This is a genomic window from Clostridium acidisoli DSM 12555 (assembly GCF_900176305.1).
Taxonomy (GTDB): Bacteria; Bacillota; Clostridia; order Clostridiales; family Clostridiaceae; genus Clostridium_I; species Clostridium_I acidisoli.
In genome coordinates this window covers 863,710-880,273 of sequence record NZ_FWXH01000002.1, presented here as the reverse complement: position 1 = coordinate 880,273, position 16,564 = coordinate 863,710, and the positions used below count along the sequence as shown (strand labels likewise).

At 30.0% G+C, this 16,564-nt stretch carries 13 protein-coding genes; 11 read left to right on the top strand and 2 right to left on the bottom strand.

What is annotated here, in order from left to right; all coding sequences use genetic code 11:
* Positions 1-7 precede the first annotated feature (7 nt).
* The 4 genes from B8978_RS04320 to B8978_RS04305 all read left to right on the top strand — a co-directional run bounded on the left by B8978_RS04320 (position 8) and on the right by B8978_RS04305 (position 6,051).
* Positions 8-508: a dihydrofolate reductase gene (locus tag B8978_RS04320; RefSeq protein WP_084114103.1), complete on the top strand. Its 501-nt coding sequence runs from the start codon at positions 8-10 to the stop codon at positions 506-508.
* Positions 509-779: 271 nt separating this feature from the next.
* The gene (locus tag B8978_RS04315; RefSeq protein WP_084114101.1) at positions 780-2,162 is read left to right on the top strand and encodes a glycoside-pentoside-hexuronide (GPH):cation symporter; all 1,383 of its coding nucleotides are present in this window, start codon (positions 780-782) and stop codon (positions 2,160-2,162) included.
* A 251-nt stretch (positions 2,163-2,413) separates the two neighbouring features.
* Complete coding sequence (locus tag B8978_RS04310) at positions 2,414-5,344, top strand: insulinase family protein (protein WP_084114099.1); 2,931 nt, start codon at positions 2,414-2,416, stop codon at positions 5,342-5,344.
* Positions 5,345-5,436: 92 nt separating this feature from the next.
* Positions 5,437-6,051, top strand: a complete 615-nt coding sequence (locus tag B8978_RS04305) for a hypothetical protein (RefSeq protein ID WP_084114097.1) — start codon at positions 5,437-5,439, stop codon at positions 6,049-6,051.
* Between the two features lie 69 nt (positions 6,052-6,120).
* Here B8978_RS04305 and B8978_RS04300 read toward each other — a convergent pair whose 3' ends face one another.
* Positions 6,121-6,696 carry an SPOCS domain-containing protein gene (locus B8978_RS04300; RefSeq protein WP_084114095.1) on the bottom strand — a complete coding sequence of 192 codons (576 nt, stop codon included), beginning with the start codon at positions 6,694-6,696 and terminating at the stop codon, positions 6,121-6,123.
* 270 nt (positions 6,697-6,966) lie between these two features.
* On the opposite strand from B8978_RS04300, the gene B8978_RS04295 reads away from it, so the two are divergent.
* The 6 genes from B8978_RS04295 to B8978_RS04270 all read left to right on the top strand — a co-directional run bounded on the left by B8978_RS04295 (position 6,967) and on the right by B8978_RS04270 (position 13,900).
* The gene (locus tag B8978_RS04295) at positions 6,967-8,946 is read left to right on the top strand and encodes a sensor histidine kinase (protein WP_176212606.1); all 1,980 of its coding nucleotides are present in this window, start codon (positions 6,967-6,969) and stop codon (positions 8,944-8,946) included.
* Positions 8,947-9,051: 105 nt separating this feature from the next.
* Positions 9,052-9,750 (top strand): GTP-binding protein, encoded by a 699-nt coding sequence (locus B8978_RS04290; protein WP_084114091.1) that lies wholly within the window; start codon positions 9,052-9,054, stop codon positions 9,748-9,750.
* Positions 9,747-10,772, top strand: coding sequence for an ATP-binding cassette domain-containing protein (locus B8978_RS04285; RefSeq protein ID WP_084114089.1), 1,026 nt, complete (start codon positions 9,747-9,749; stop codon positions 10,770-10,772). Before B8978_RS04290 ends, B8978_RS04285 begins: the two co-directional genes overlap by 4 nt.
* 17 nt (positions 10,773-10,789) lie before the next feature.
* Positions 10,790-11,791, top strand: a complete 1,002-nt coding sequence (locus B8978_RS04280; RefSeq protein ID WP_084114087.1) for an ABC transporter substrate-binding protein — start codon at positions 10,790-10,792, stop codon at positions 11,789-11,791.
* A 123-nt stretch (positions 11,792-11,914) separates the two neighbouring features.
* Positions 11,915-12,688, top strand: coding sequence for an alpha/beta hydrolase (locus B8978_RS04275; RefSeq protein ID WP_176212605.1), 774 nt, complete (start codon positions 11,915-11,917; stop codon positions 12,686-12,688).
* A 132-nt stretch (positions 12,689-12,820) separates the two neighbouring features.
* Positions 12,821-13,900, top strand: coding sequence for a tetratricopeptide repeat-containing glycosyltransferase family 2 protein (locus tag B8978_RS04270; RefSeq protein WP_084114083.1), 1,080 nt, complete (start codon positions 12,821-12,823; stop codon positions 13,898-13,900).
* A gap of 84 nt (positions 13,901-13,984) precedes the next feature.
* On the opposite strand, the gene B8978_RS19720 is transcribed toward B8978_RS04270, so the two are convergent.
* Complete coding sequence (locus B8978_RS19720; protein WP_176212604.1) at positions 13,985-15,184, bottom strand: collagen-like protein; 1,200 nt, start codon at positions 15,182-15,184, stop codon at positions 13,985-13,987.
* Positions 15,185-15,532: 348 nt separating this feature from the next.
* Here B8978_RS19720 and yfcE point away from each other — a divergent pair, with 348 nt between their 5' ends.
* Entirely contained in the window at positions 15,533-16,075 is a 543-nt protein-coding gene (yfcE, locus tag B8978_RS04260; RefSeq protein ID WP_084114081.1) for a phosphodiesterase, read from the top strand.
* Positions 16,076-16,564 lie beyond the last annotated feature (489 nt).

Below are 16,564 nucleotides of genomic sequence, written 5' to 3'. Positions count from 1 at the left end.
TTTATAAATGTTAAATATTGTAGTGGCCATTGCTAATAATTTTGCCATAGGAAAAGATAATTCATTATTAGTACATTTTCCCAAAGATCTTAAGAGGTTTAAAAAAATAACATATGGAAACACTATAATCATGGGAAGGAAAACTTTTGAATCACTTCCTAACATATTACAAGGACGACAACATATTGTACTAACTAGAAATTTGGATTATAAATCACAAGACAGCAGGGTTATTGTTGTACATTCTTTGGAAGAGTTGTTAAATTCTTTAGAAGAGAAAAAGCAATATTTTGTTATAGGTGGAGGAGAAATTTATAAGCTTTTGCTTCCATATTGTAATAAAATATATCTTACAAAAATTTTCAAAACATTTAACGCAGATACTTTTTTTAAAGAATTAAAATATTCTGAGTGGGATATAGAAGATGAAGAAACTGGCTATATTGATGATAAGCAGAAAATTGCTTATAGCTTTTTAACGTTAACAAAGAAAAAAATAAAAAATTGATAAATAAACAAAAAACTATTGAAATAAACCCCAAATAGGGTATAATAAAAAAAGAAACATTGTTAACGTTTCCAAAAATAACGACAAATTATTATACGTTACACAAACTTGTCCGTCTATATTGTATAAGTAACTACAATAAAGGATTGTAAAATTTGTTATCGTGTTCAAAACAGAATGGAGGGGGAAATATAAGTATACATGTAATCGTTTGTTAAGCAAGGCATGAAATTTTAGATGCAAATAAAAAAACTTATGGAGGGATTATTACATGGAAAATAAGGGAAATAAGGTAGATAAGGGTGACAAAAAGTTAACTTTAAAGGAAAAAATCTCATATGGATTAGGAGATTTTGGAAATGGGTTTATGTTTGATCTAGGACAGGCGTATTTGCTCCAGTTTTATACTGATGTTGTAGGGATAGCAGCTTCGGCAGCAGGAGGCATTTTCTTATTTACAAAAATATTTGATGCTTTTATGGATCCATTAGCAGGAACATTAATAGATTCAAGAAAACCAGACAAACATGGAAAATTTAGAACAGTAATGTTTTTTTCAAGCATTTTACTAGCAATTATGACAGTTATTACATTTACAAATCCTGCTAAAACACCAGGATCAAAATTAATATTTGCTTATGCAACATATATGTTATGGGGACTTTTATATTCATTTACTAATGTTCCATACGGATCACTTGGATCTGTTATAACTCAGAATACTCAGGAGAGAACTTTATTAGCAACATTTAGACAAGTAGGATCATCAGCTGCATTATTGATAACTGGTGTAGTATTTATACCACTTGTAACTTTGTTTGGTAATCCAAGAATAGGATATCCTATAATTACAGCAGTAATGGGATTTATAGGTGTCTGTGCTTTCTATACAACTTATAAAAATACAACAGAAGTTGTAATTCATGATCCTAAGAAGGAAGAAAAAATAACACCACGTACACTAGCAAATGCAATTGTTCATAATAGAGCACTACTTACATTGATTCTTATGACAATATTCTCTATTTCTGCTTATAATATTAAGACTGCAATGATTGTTTATTATTGCAAATACAATTTAGGTAATGCAAGACTTGTCGCATATGTAAATTTCTTTACTATTGGATGTGCTGTAGCAGGTGTTTCTTTTGTTCCTAAACTTGTTAAAAAATTTGGGAAAAAGAAAACTACAATTATAGGATTCTCAATGAGTGTTATAGCTGATACTATAAACTTTTTACTTCCAGGAACTCATTTTGTTATATTTATAATACTTGCAGCTATAGCATTTGTAGGTATAAGCATACCAAATGCTATTACATGGGCTTTTGTTTCTGATGCAATTGACTATGGTGAATGGAAAACTGGAGAGAGAAGAGAAGGAATTACTTATTCAGTTTTCAATTTCTCAAGAAAGATTGCTCAATCCATAGCAGGTGCTTTAGCAGGTGTAGGGCTAGGGGTAGTTGGTTATGTTGCTAATGCTAAACAAAGTGCACACGCTTTGCTTGGAATAAAGGGATTACTTTTATTGTATCCAGCTTTTGCGCTTTTAATGGCTGCTATTGTATTAGGTGTATTATATAATCTTTCTGATGCGAAATTCTCTGAAATAATAGCTGAATTACGTTCAAGAAAATCATCTAAAGAATAATCAAAGAACACATAATGATATTTATGTTAACGTGTGCGTTTAGTTACTCATAAAATTCATAGAAGTGTAAAAACTGTATCATAGCCTAAGGTTAGTTAATTTATAAAAAACTTAGGATATGGTACAGTTTTTATTGTGGATAATATTAATTATTGAGAAAAGAGTGTTTATTTAATGACCCAAAATATAGTAATATATTTATATAAGGAATTAAAATGTAAAAATATTATGAAATGTGGGTGAGATTAATTATGAGTTGTTTTAAAAATGGCGAGGTTTATCATGGTTTTAAATTTTTACAAGAAGAAGATATCAATGGAATAAAATCAAAAGCACTTATGTTTGAGCACATAAAAAGTGGAGCAAAATTAATACACTTAGATAATGATGAAGATAACAAGGTTTTTTCTATTAGCTTTAGAACACCTCCTAAGGACAGTACGGGAGTTTTTCACATCTTAGAGCATTCTGTATTGTGTGGGTCATCAAAATATCCTGTTAAGGAACCATTTGTAGAACTTTTAAAGGGATCTTTGAATACATTTTTAAATGCGTTTACTTTTAGTGATAAAACTATGTATCCAGTTGCAAGTAAAAATGATAAGGATTTTGTAAATTTAATTGGAGTTTATATGGATGCAGTATTTCATCCAAATATATATAAATACGAAGAAATTTTTAAGCAAGAAGGCTGGCATTATGAACTTGACAGTGCAGATAAAGAAATTACTTACAAGGGTGTTGTTTACAATGAAATGAAGGGAGCTTTTTCATCTCCAGATGGAATTCTTATGAGAAAGATACAAAATTCTCTTTTTCCAGATACTGCTTATGGATTCGAATCAGGTGGTGATCCAGAGAACATCCCTGATTTAACGTATAAAAACTTTATCGAGGCACATAAAAAATATTATAGCCCAGCTAATAGTTATATATATTTATATGGAAATATGAATTTAGACGAAAAGTTAGAATATCTAGATAAGGAATATTTAAATTCTTATGAAAAAATACAAGTTGATTCTAAAATAGAAATACAAAAGCCTATTGGTACGAGTAAAGAAGTTGTTGAAGAATATCCAATACTCCAAGGAGAATCGGAAGAAGATAAGACATATTTAAGTTTGAATTTTGCTGTTTCAAGATCAACTAATCCAGAAACATATCTTGCTTTTGATATAATTGAATATTTATTGATGGAAAGTAGTGCAGCACCATTAAAAAAAGCATTATTAGCCGCTAATATAGGAAAAGATGTATATGGAATTTATGACAATAGTATAATACAACCCTATTTCGGTATAATAGTGAAAAATTCAAACGAAGATAAAAAAGAGCAATTTAAGAAAATAGTATTTGAAACACTTAAAAATTTAGTGGATGATGGAATAGATAAAAAACTTATAGAGGCGGCAATAAACGTTAAGGAATTTCAACTTAGGGAGGCTGATTTCGGGAATATGCCGAAAGGTCTTATCTATAGTATAAAGGCAATGGATAGCTGGCTTTATGATGAAAATCCACTTATAAACTTAAAATTTGAGGCCACTTTACAAAAAATAAAAAAGGCATTAACTGAAAATTATTTTGAAAGCTTGATAAAAAAATATCTTATTGATAGTAAGCATGAAAGTCTAGTTATAGTAAAACCATCAAAAACTGTGGCAGAGAAGGCATTAAAAGCAGAAAATGAAAAACTAAAGAAATTAAAGGAATCGTTAAATAATGTTGAATTAAACAAACTTGTAGAAGACACTGAGAAACTTAAGAAAAGGCAGGCAAGTGAGGATTCACCGGAAGACATAAGAAAGATACCTACACTTGATATAGAGGATATAGATAAAAAGAGTGAAGAAATGCCTATAGTTGAGACAGAAATACATGGAATTAAAACATTATATCATGAAATATTTACTAATAAGATAGCATATTTTAATTTGTATTTTGATTCCAGTAAGACAGAGCAAGATAAAATTCAATATCTTTCACTGCTTTCGGAAGTTCTAGGTAAAGTTGATACTGAAAAATATGAATATGGGGAACTCTCAAATGAAATAAATATAAAGACAGGAGATATAACTTTTACAAATAATGCATATGGAAATAAGGATTCAGTGGATGAGTATAATCCTAAGTTTATTGTTAAAGTTAAAGTACTTTCAGATAAAATAGTGGATTCTTTAGAAATTATTAATCAGATTGTAAACACTAGTTCTTTTGAAAGTAAAAAAAGACTTAAAGAAATTATACAAGGTGTTAAGGCAAAAATGGAGATAGCTATAATGCAAAATGGTCATTCTGTTTCAGTAGGAAGACTTAGTTCATATTTCTCAAGTACGGGGAAATATAATGAAAGGTTAAATGGCATTGATTTTTACAGATTCATATGTGACATTGATAAAAATATAGATAAAAGGTATGAGGAGATAAGAAAAAATTTAAAAGCAGTTTCCAAATTAATCTTTAATAAGGATAATTTAATTGTAGGTTTTACAGGAGAAAAAGAAATTTATAAAGAATTCGAAACAAGTTTAAAGGTACTTAATATTGAAAATAATAATATAAGTAGTAGTGTAAAGCTTGTTAATGTAAAAAATAGTGCTGAGAATGAGGGATTTACAACTTCAAGTAAAATTCAGTACGTAGCAAAGGGATTTAACTTTAGAGAATTAGGTTATAACTATTCTGGAAAAATGGAAGTTTTAAAAAACATTTTAGATTTAAATTACTTGTGGAATAACATAAGAGTTATGGGTGGAGCTTATGGCTGTGGAGTTCTTATAACTCAAAGTGGAAACTGTGAATTTTACTCTTATAGAGATCCAAATCTTAAGGAAACATTAAGTATTTATGATAATGCATATAAATTTGTTAAAGATTTTAATGCAGATAATTACGAAATGACTAAATATATTATTGGAACCATATCAAATTTAGATAGGATTTTGACTCCTAGAAAAAAAGGAGAAAAAGCAGATGAAAATTATTTTAGAAAAATAAGCAGTGCTGATATACAAAAAAACAGGGAAGAAGTTTTAAGTACTAAGGTAGAAGATATAAGAAATTATTTCAAAATGTTAAAGGATGTTATGGATAAAAATTACCTATGTGTAATTGGAAATGAGCTCAAAATAAAGGAAAGCAAAGATAAGTTCAATAAAGTTACAGAAATTTTTATGTAAAGTTAAAAGCAATTATTAGGTTAACTTAGTAACAATATACGAAATAAAGGATAAAATATAAATATAGTATAGAGTAAGGTGAGGCTGTATTTATGTTAAGTATTAATAAAGAAATTTCCTATGTAACAGAACTACAAGATTTTGACCATAATACCATAATAGATTCTAAAGTTAAACCTATAAATATTTTTACTAAAGAATTAGAAGATGAAAAAATTGCTGCTTACGGAGAGTACGATATACTGATATTCTATAGCCGCATAAGCAAGAAAAAAAATAAATATGAAGTTAAAAGCATTAGAAAAACTTTTTTGGAAGTGTTTTCTCAAAGTGAATTTTTTCAAGACAATGATTACAAAAAACATATTGAAGAAACAAGATTTCAACCTACATGTAAATTTAATTTAAAGAATAAACATCATAATTCTTCATATTATGAAATTGAAGTCTCAGGAAATATACAGTTTAATTATGAAATAGATGAGAATGAAAATGTAAAAGATGAAGATGAAAATGAAGATGAAAATGCAAAAGAAGAGAATGATAATATAGAATTAGAAAAAAACAATCAGGATGAAATAAGTAGCACAAAAGCTGAGCATGAATCAGAAGTACTTCAATTTCATGAAAATGAAGGCTATTCCATAGAACAATTAATGCATATGGATTTTGATGCATTAAAAAATATATCAAAGAAAAATAAATAGTAGTATATAAAAAAGCACAGTTAATAAAATTTTAGCTGTGCTTTTTATTTTACATTATTTTATAGCAATTCAAGGATCTACAGCTACAGGAACATGCTCTATTTTTGTAATTTTAAGCTTGATTTTTACAATGATTTTTTCAAGGAGCCTATTATAGGTTACAGCCCAATCAGGTGCACCGTCAGCCAAAGGATTAGGATCTAATAATTCTTCTTTTTCCCCTTCTACATAAGCTTCTAATATTTCTGCATTGTCGTCTTCACTAAATGGTTCATCAGCAACCACGTCAACAAAAGTAGCAAATTCTATTCTTGTTGTAAAGTGATATAATGGACCATTTACAGCATCGGGTTCATAATCTGTTATTGTTTTATAATTTACATTTTTATCGATAAAACCATCTAAAATAACTTTTCCGTGCCATTTATCTCCGGTTTTACAAGTAGGGGGTACAATTAAAACATTTGTAATTTCAACTGTTTTATCAATATCTTTTATTCTGAAAACAGGAGGGCTTGGTGGTGATACTGTAGAAACTTTAACTACCAATTCCTGTTTCTCACCCCAACCGACGATTACAGGTACTTGAAGAACCTTTTTACGTGGCTTAGGTGGCTTATAACTGTCAATCTCTTCATTATCCATATAGTTAACACTCCTTTAAGGTGTACATTTTTATAAACATTTGTAAATAAAGACAAATGTTACAATGCTTTTATAAAGCATAATATAGTATATAAATTTATCTACTTGAGTGTTACTATTTTATATATTGATTACATAAAATAGTAATTTTTGACATGTTATACGATTAAGGTTATGTTAATATAAGTATATTGTGTTGCATTTGAGGAAAATTTGTTATAATTAAGTGAAATGTATAAAATTTTTGCCGTAGATCGAAGGAGAGTAAACATGAAAAAGGTTTCAATTTGTGTAGTATCCATTATAATGCTTTTAATAGTCTTAGCTGTTTATAATGTAGAAAATAAAAATACAGTATATAGAACAGCATCAACATCTGTAAATACTGGATGGCAATACAAAGAAGTTGATTCTAAAAAATTATGGACAGATTTCAATGTACCTGGAAATCCTAATGAAGCTATTATTAACAAATTTGTATGGGTTAGGACTAAATTACCAAAAGGTAATTATAGAGATCCAAGTGTATATTTTTATACTTATAATCAAAATTTTCAGGTTTTTATTGATGGTAAGAAAATATATAGTTTTGGAGACTTTAATAATAAAAATTCAAAAAAGCTACCAGGATCTTTTTGGCATATTATAGATTTACCAGATAATTACGGAGATAAATACATATATATAAAGATGTGTTCTGTTGGTGATTTACCAAGTGGTGTTGTTAGAAACTTTGAATTGAGTTCAAGGTCTAATATTATCATAAATATAATAAAAAAAAATCTTTTGAATTTTACAGTGGCATTATTGTTTGTAATTATAGGGTTTAGTGCACTTTTTGTTTCACTTATAAAGTTAAAGGAAAGTAAAATATTCATTTATTTTAGTTTGTGTTGTATAACTGCAGGAATGTGGCTTATAGCTGAAGGTAGTATAAAACAAATTTTTATTTATACTCCAGAGCTTTGGGAATACATAAAGATTATATCTCAGTATTTAATGCCAGTAGCTTTCAGTTTGTTTATAGATAATTTACTCAATAATAAGTTCCATAGTATTTTTAGAACTTCAGCAGCTTTTCATGGAATGCTTTTAGTTATAAGCCTTTTATGTGATTTATTAAATATTATGCCTGTAAATGGAACTTTACCAGTGTATTATTGTTCATTTGGATTAAGTATGTTAATTTCAATTATAGTAATTATGAAAACTTATTTAGAGTGGGACATTGAAATTAAAATATTTACTTTAGGCTTTAGCATGCTTTGTGCCTTTGGGATTTTTGATATATTAAATTGGAATTTTAATAAAAAGCATTCAGAGTTATATTTAACTCAATGGGGAATAATAGTATTTCTTGGTAGCCTTTCTGTAGTCATAATTTTACATTATATAAAGGCTAAGGATGAAGTAATAGAATATTCAGAGAAACTTAGATTAAAAGAAAGGATATTAATTGAGAGTCAACAACAATTAGAGTTTTTTGCAAATATATCCCATGAACTTAGGACACCTCTTAATATTATATTAAGTACCCTTCAGTTATTTAATCTTTTAATTAAAGATGGCTCAATAAAAATTATTGGAAAAGACACAAGTAACTATTTTGATGTTATGAAGCAAAATTGTTTTAGACTATTAAAACTTGTCAATAATTTAATTGATATGAATAAAATAGATTCAGGATATTTAAAAGCAGATTTTGAAAATAGAGATATAGTTTCAGTAGTTGAGGATATAACACAGTCAGCTGCAAATTACATAAAAAGTAGAGGCATAAGTATAATATTTGATACGGACATAGAAGAAAAGTTCATAGCTTGTGATATTGAAAAAATTGAAAGAATAATGTTAAATTTATTATCCAATGCCGTAAAGTTTTCAGAAAAAGGTGGCTCAATTTGGGTTGATATAAATGATATGGGAACGGATGTTGTAATTACGGTTACAGATACAGGAATAGGTATAAAAAAGGATAAATTAGAAGATATATTTGAACGTTTTGTACAAGTTGATAAGTCATTTACAAGAAATCATGAAGGTAGTGGAATTGGACTTTCTTTAGTAAAATCACTTGTAGAAATGCATGGTGGAAAAATAAGTGTAAAAAGTGAATATGGTCAGGGAAGTAAATTTAGCGTATCCCTTCCAGTAAAACAAATTATGGACAATGTTATAAATGAAAGTAATGAGATTATAGCTGTACATAAAGAAAAAATCAATATTGAATTTTCTGATATATATTTATAAGAAAATAATATAGTAAGCTATACTATATTATGATTTTTACGTTAAAATAGATTATAATATATATAATTATCAAAAATAAAGCGTTTTATAAAGAGGGTGTTGTATATGAAGCTAATTACCTTTTCAGGGCCTCCATCATCAGGTAAAACTTCAGTAATACTTAAGGTGATCCATTGTCTAAAAGAAGCAGACAAAATGGTTTCAGTTATAAAATTTGATTGCTTATCTACATATGATGATCTATTATACAAAAAAGCTAATATTCCCGTTAAAGTCGGGATATCGGGTAATCTTTGTCCAGATCATTTTTTTATAAGCAATATTGAAGATGCGGTTAAATGGGGAATAAAGACCAGTGCAGACATACTTATTAGTGAAAGTGCAGGTCTATGCAATAGATGCTCACCACATATAAAAGATATACTTGCAGTATGTGTAATAGACAATTTATCTGGCATAAATACACCTAAAAAAATAGGGCCAATGCTTAAGCTAGCAGATATAGTTGTGATTACCAAATGGGACATTGTATCTCAAGCAGAGAGAGAAGTTTTTGCATTTAAAATAAAACAGTCTAATCCCAAAGCAGTAATTGTATTTATTAATGGAATAACAGGACAAGGCGCGTATATTTTAAGTAAACATATAGAAAATTCATCAGACGTATATGAATTAGAAAATAAAAAATTAAGATTTACTATGCCAGCAGCATTATGTTCATATTGTCTAGGTGAAACTAAGATCGGAAATGATTATCAGATGGGAAATGTTAAAAAGATAGATTTTGGGGATGAATTATTATGAAAGATAAAATTGCTGAGTTAAGTATGAAAAACTTATATGAAGAGTATCCTTATGTAGAAGGATTTTTTTCACCTCTAGGCATTCAATATGAAGCAAATAATAAAAATGTTAAAGAGATGTTTAATGAAATGGATGACTATTTTTTCGAAGATATTGGTATTGGAAGAGAAGAAATAATGGAACATTTCATTTCATTTATGGACAGTATGGAAGAAATAAATAAAGGGCTGGATCAAAATTTAAAAAATATAACAATTGTTGGGGGACATAATAAATGTGGAAATTTAGAAGATGTAAGGGTAACAATAAGGCCAGGTGAGATAATATGCATAGTTGGTCATACTGGTTCAGGTAAGAGCAGACTTTTGGCGGATATTGAAGCACTTGCACAAGGTGACACACCAACAGGAAGACAAATACTAATAAATGGTGAAGCACCTGATGAGGAGGTAAGATTTTCTTTAAACAATAAATTAGTAGCACAGTTGTCACAAAATATGAATTTTGTAATGGATTTATCTGTAAAAGAATTTATAACAATGCATGCGTCCAGTAGAATGATAGAAAATATAGCACAATGTGTTGAGGATATAGTTAAATGTGCAAATGAATTATCTGGTGAAGAATTTTTTATGGAAACGTCTTTAACACAACTTAGTGGTGGACAGTCAAGGGCCCTTATGATTGCAGATACGGCATTGTTAAGTATTTCTCCAATTGTACTTATTGATGAAATAGAAAATGCAGGAGTAGATAGAAAGAAGGCAATAGAACTTCTAGTAAAAAAAGATAAGATAGTTTTAATGTCAACGCACGATCCAATACTAGCGCTTATGGGAAACAAAAGAATTGTTATAAAAAATGGAGGTATAAGTAAAATTATTGATACAGATTTAATAGAAGAGAAAAATCTAAAGACATTGCAGAGCTTTGATAATAAAATACTTATGCTAAGGAATCTAATAAGAAATGGTGAGAAAATTAATTTTGATATAAAAAAATATTTTACGGATTTAAATTAAGTTTGGAGGAATTAATTTTGGGAGAGATAGATGAAAAAGTGCTTAACTTATTTGCCTTATTACCATGTCCACTAAAGGTTCCAATAAGTGAACAATTTAAAAAGTATCTTAAACAATGTAAAACAGAAAATGAATTTCATTATATTATTGATAGTAACGCAAACAACCAGCTATCATATTATAATAAGGTTGAACACTTTCAATGTATTGAACAAATACCAGACATAATAATATCTTCAGGAATCAATAATTTTTATGATAATAAATTTAGAAGTAAATTTGTAGAAAAAGGACTTTTTATAGATACATCAAACTATTTACCTAATGCTAATTTTATTTCTGCAAAAATAAAAGATCCATATAGAAATTACAGTATAATTTCTATGGACATATTAGTAATAGTTGTTGATCTTACACTGCTTGGAGAACTTCCATTACCTGAGAGCTTTGAAGATATACTTAAACCAGAATACAAAAATAAGGTGGCAATAAGAGGTAACAAGGATTCGTTTTGCGAAACCACATTATTGACGGTATATAAAGAATATGGAGAGGATGGAATAAAAAAATTAGGAAGATCTGTTATGAAAGGACTTCATCCATCGCAAATGGTAAGAAATATAGGAATGAATAAACAAAACGCTCCTGTAATTAGTGTCATGCCATATTTTTATGCTAAGACTATAATAAATAAGGACAAAGTAAAGATAATATGGCCTAGGGAAGGAGCAATTATAAGTCCTGTAACCATGCTTGTAAAAAAATCAAAAGCCAAGAAACTTGAAAACATTGCTAATTTTTTCAATGGAGTAGAAGTTGGCAAAATTTGTGCAGGAGCCAGTTTTCCTTCACTTAATCCAGAAGTAGATAATAAACTACCGAAAGAAGCAAATTTTAATTGGATAGGTTGGGATTTCATAAAGGAAAATAATATAGATATATTAAATAAAAACTTAAATAACTGTCTCCTTAAATATCTTAGGGGAAAAATAGAAATAAAAAAACCAACAAAGCATTAAACCACAAATTTCTTAAGACTGCATTAGTTTGAATGAAACGGATTAAAATAGTTGACAAAACATACCTATAATAATATACTAAATGCATGTGAATACTAGGGAATAATGCGGGGGTGTGTTTTAATGCAAAAGTCAGTAGAAATAAAAAGTGGAAAATCAATTCTTAGAGGTATGCTTCACATACCTGAAGGTTTAAATAAAAAGGCACCAATAGTAATAATTTATCATGGATTTTGTGGGAATAAAATGGGACCACATTTTATGTTTGTTAAGTTCTCAAGAATTCTTGAAAGCAATGGAATAGCAAGTATACGATTTGATTTCGCTGGCAGTGGTGAAAGTGATGGAGATTTTATAGATATGACATTAAGTAGGGAGCTAGAAGATGCAAATAACATATTAAACTATGTGAATAATTTATATTTTGTAGATAAGGATAAAATAGGATTATTAGGTTTTAGTATGGGTGGAGCAATAGCAAGTATTATTGCAGGGGAAAGGAAAGAGGAAATAAGCACATTATGTTTATGGTCTCCAGCAGGTAATATGAATGAAGTAATCTTATCGGATACTTATTTAGGTGACAAGCTAGAAGAACTTAATGAAAAGGGTAGCTTTGATGTGGAAGGTCTTTTACTTGGAAAAAATTTCATTGAAGATATTGAAAGAATTAATATATACGAAAGAGCAGCTTCTTATGACAAAAATTTGTTGATTATTCATGGAAGTAAAGATGAAGTTGTTCCTTTGAGTTCGTCAAAGAGATACATAGATATCTATGGAGATAAATCAGAACTAAAGATTATAGATGGAGCAGACCACATTTATGAAAATAATTTATGGGAAAAAGAGCTTATAGAAATAACAAAAAATTATTTCTACAAAAGTTATTATTAATATCTGCTTTTATCCATTCGCTATCATTCGTAGGACTTCCACTTTTGAAAGTGGAGAGTTAACCAAATAGTAAAGTACAATCAATCTCAAATTTCATATAATATAATGTGAAATTATGGGAGAGTGATTTATATGATTACCATTAGTTTGTGTCTGATAGTTAAGAATGAAGAAGATGTAATAGAAAGATGTTTAAAATCTGCAAAGGATATTGCTGATGAAATAATAATAGTTGATACAGGATCAAATGACAGTACTAAAGAAATTTGTGCTAGGTATACAAATAAAATATTTGATTTTAAATGGAATAATAATTTTTCTACTGCAAGGAATTATTCATTTTCTAAGGCCACAAAAGAATATATTTTATGGTTAGACGCAGATGATGTTATTTTAGATGAAGACATGGAAAACTTTAAAAAACTAAAATATAGTCTAGATAAAAAGGTTGATGTTGTAATGATGAAATATAATGTTGGCTTTGATAATAAAGGAAATACAACGCTTTCATATTATAGAGAACGTTTGCTAAAAAGAAGTTTAGAATTTCAGTGGAAAGAACCTGTACATGAATATTTAGATATAAGTGGTAATATTATTAATTCCGATATTAGTATAACGCATAAAAAGCAACATGTAGATGCATCAGATAGAAATTTATTAATATATAAAAAAATTTTATATAGAGGTAAAGTTTTATCGCCTAGAGGTACTTTTTATTATGCAAGAGAACTATATTATAACAAAAAGTATGACAGCTCTATAAAGTATTTAAAAAAATTTTTAGACAGCAAGAAGGGTTGGGTTGAAGATAATATAAATGCTTGTTTTATTCTATCAAAATGTTATGCTTATAAAAAAGATAGAAAAAACATGTTAAAAGCATTGTTAAAAAGTTTTGAATATGATAATCCACGAGCTGAAATTTGTTGCCAACTAGGGTACTTTTATCTTGAAGGCAGGGAATACAAAAAAGCTATTTTTTGGTATAAGTTAGCAACACAAATTAAAAAACCAGAAAACAGCTGGGGTTTTATATCCCATGATTATTTCGGATACTTACCTAACATACAACTAGCTGTATGTTATGATAAAATGGGTAATATAGAAGAGGCAGTTAAATATAATAACAAGGCAGGAGAATTTAAACATAATGATGATGCGGTAAATTATAACAAAAGTTATTTTAAAAAAATTTTGGACAAAAGTTAAAGTTTACTCATTTCATAGTAAAAGAAAAACAGCAATAAGAAGGTCTTACGGCTGTCTTTCTTTTAAAGCATTAGATACTATTTACTAGCCCAAGCGTTCTATAACAACAGATGCGCTAACTACTATTTCACTGCTAAAAGCAGGAGTATTATTTAAAGTAATATTACTATCAATGTTTCTAAGGGTAAGAACACTACCAGAAGTTAAATTAGCTATTACTTGACCACTAAATGTTTGACTTCCAGATCCTATACCAAAATTTGAACCATTTATCAAAGCATCCCCTGATCCAGAATTAACATATAAAGCTAAGGCAGCAGTACTTTGTTGTACATACACTTCCCAAGAAATAAGATAATCACCAGTTTCATTAATAGTTATTTCCGCTGTGTTAGGTATATGTGAAACAAAACCTAAGGGTGAAACAACCCCATTATTGCTAAAAATCACTGGATCATTAAGAATTAAATTTTGAGAATTTGTATCAAAAAAGTTAGCATAACCTAAAAGACCGCCAGTAGCGCCAGTAGCGCCAGTAGCGCCAGTAGCGCCAGTAGCGCCAGTAGCGCCAGTAGTGCCAGTAGCGCCAGTAGCGCCAGTAGCGCCAGTAGCGCCAGTAGTGCCAGTAGCACCAGTAGCGCCAGTAGCACCAGTAGTGCCAGTAGCACCAGTAGCGCCAGTAGCACCGGTAGCACCAGTAGCACCAGTAGCACCGGTAGCACCAGTAGCACCAGTAGCACCAGTAGCGCCAGTAGCACCAGTAGCGCCAGTAGCACCGGTAGCACCAGTAGCACCAGTAGCACCGATAGCACCAGTAGCGCCGGTAGCGCCGGTAGCACCAGTAGCACCGCCAGTAGCACCGGTAGCACCAGTAGCACCAGTAGCACCGGTAGCACCAGTAGCACCGGTAGCACCGGTAGCACCAGTAGCACCAGTAGCACCGGTAGCACCGGTAGCACCGGTAGCACCAGTAGCACCAGTAGCACCGGTAGCACCAGTAGCACCGGTAGCACCGGTAGCACCAGTAGCACCAGTAGCACCGGTAGCACCAGTAGCACCGGTAGCGCCAGTAGCACCGGTAGCTCCAGTGGCACCAATAGCACAAGTATCACTTGGATAATCGGAAGGATCGGTAGCACCAGTACAACCAGTATGATCTGCATCTAGATCATAAGATTCTTCTCCGAAGTTGTCTTTTTTATTATAAATATAGTTGGCATAACTGCTGTGATTTCTAATTCTATTTCTACGATTTTTTTTGCGTTTTTTTATATTTAAATGCATATATAGCCTCCTTAATTGAATTCATTTTTTGTTTTGGATAAATATCAAGGCACTTTATCCATTCGCTACCATCCGTAAAACTCCCACATGGACCTAAAGGATAAAGTGATTCACACCAAATCAAGGTTTGGGTTCTCTACTTTTGCAAGCATTGAATTAACGGATGCTACGCGCTGGATTTGTTCAACTAACACTTAGATGGTGTCAAAACCAAAACCTCATCTGAGTGCAAGTTTCACTTTATTATATGAGGAATTCTAAGTACAGTTGCATTTAATTTATCCATTCACTATAATTATCAAAGTACACTAAAATAGATCCTATATTAAAACATTGAGGTGATAAAATATGAAGTTATTTTTTATATCTGATATACACGGCTCACTATATTATTTGAAAAAAGCATTTGAAAACTACGAGAAAGAAGCTTCAGACTATATAATTATTCTTGGAGATGAATTATATCATGGTGCTAGAAATGAACTACCAAAAGGATACAATCCTAAGGAAGTTACTAAGTTTTTAAATGGGTATAAAGAAAAAATTATAGCAGTAAGAGGAAATTGCGATAGTGAGGTTGATGAGGTGGTGTTAGAATATCCAATGATGACAACATATTCTAACATTTTATATAATGGAAAAAGGTTATTTTTGACGCATGGACACCTATACAATAGAGAAAATTTGCCTAAACTTTCTAAGGGTGATGTTTTAATTTATGGACATACACATGTTCCTGTAGCAGAAAAACAAGATGATATATTTATAATAAATCCTGGGTCTATAAGTATGCCTAAAGAAGACAATCCTAATTCTTATGGAGTTCTTGAAGATGATTTGTTTCAGATTAAGGATTTGGATGGAAATACATTTATGAAAATTAAATTATAAAGAGACAAATAAATAAAGATAGTCCATAATATGAAGAAATTGCGAAGCAAAGACTAAAGAATTTTATCATAGCTAAAGCTAGATAAAAAGATTAAAGAAAGCCTTCGGCTAGAGGGAAGAATTGACGGGGCTAAAGCCGTCAAAGGTGAGAGCAGTTACTTACGTAACAGGCAAAAGATGAATTTCATAGTTTAAAGTAATTGGACTTATATGTTTTAAACCGTAGGTTTTGTTTTTAGGCGTAGCCTTATGGAAACAGCAATCTACTTAAGTTTTTAGTACTATACAAAGCTTAAGCTCAAGATATACGACCGTAGGTCAAAAAAACGAATGGCAATATACTTTAGATTATATATTTTAAGTTCAAAGATTTTTCGAAGCATAGCGGAGAAAAATCATCCTTAACACCTTTTGCTGAAAGCAAATTCTCTCACCATTAACGGTATCATCGTTAATTCTTTAATATTGCCACTCTGGTAATCTTTCACC

What these genes read in the sequence shown, in the direction of transcription:
- B8978_RS04275 (WP_176212605.1), top strand. Translation starts at nt 11,915, where the DNA reads ATGCAAAAGTCAGTAGAAATAAAAAGTGGAAAATCAATTCTTAGAGGT.
- B8978_RS04310 (WP_084114099.1), top strand. Translation starts at nt 2,414, where the DNA reads ATGAGTTGTTTTAAAAATGGCGAGGTTTATCATGGTTTTAAATTTTTA.
- B8978_RS19720 (WP_176212604.1), bottom strand. Translation starts at nt 15,184, where the DNA reads ATGCATTTAAATATAAAAAAACGCAAAAAAAATCGTAGAAATAGAATT.
- B8978_RS04305 (WP_084114097.1), top strand. Translation starts at nt 5,437, where the DNA reads ATGTTAAGTATTAATAAAGAAATTTCCTATGTAACAGAACTACAAGAT.
- yfcE (WP_084114081.1), top strand. Translation starts at nt 15,533, where the DNA reads ATGAAGTTATTTTTTATATCTGATATACACGGCTCACTATATTATTTG.
- B8978_RS04295 (WP_176212606.1), top strand. Translation starts at nt 6,967, where the DNA reads ATGAAAAAGGTTTCAATTTGTGTAGTATCCATTATAATGCTTTTAATA.
- B8978_RS04300 (WP_084114095.1), bottom strand. Translation starts at nt 6,696, where the DNA reads ATGGATAATGAAGAGATTGACAGTTATAAGCCACCTAAGCCACGTAAA.
- B8978_RS04290 (WP_084114091.1), top strand. Translation starts at nt 9,052, where the DNA reads ATGAAGCTAATTACCTTTTCAGGGCCTCCATCATCAGGTAAAACTTCA.
- B8978_RS04315 (WP_084114101.1), top strand. Translation starts at nt 780, where the DNA reads ATGGAAAATAAGGGAAATAAGGTAGATAAGGGTGACAAAAAGTTAACT.
- B8978_RS04285 (WP_084114089.1), top strand. Translation starts at nt 9,747, where the DNA reads ATGAAAGATAAAATTGCTGAGTTAAGTATGAAAAACTTATATGAAGAG.
- B8978_RS04270 (WP_084114083.1), top strand. Translation starts at nt 12,821, where the DNA reads ATGATTACCATTAGTTTGTGTCTGATAGTTAAGAATGAAGAAGATGTA.
- B8978_RS04320 (WP_084114103.1), top strand. Translation starts at nt 8, where the DNA reads ATGTTAAATATTGTAGTGGCCATTGCTAATAATTTTGCCATAGGAAAA.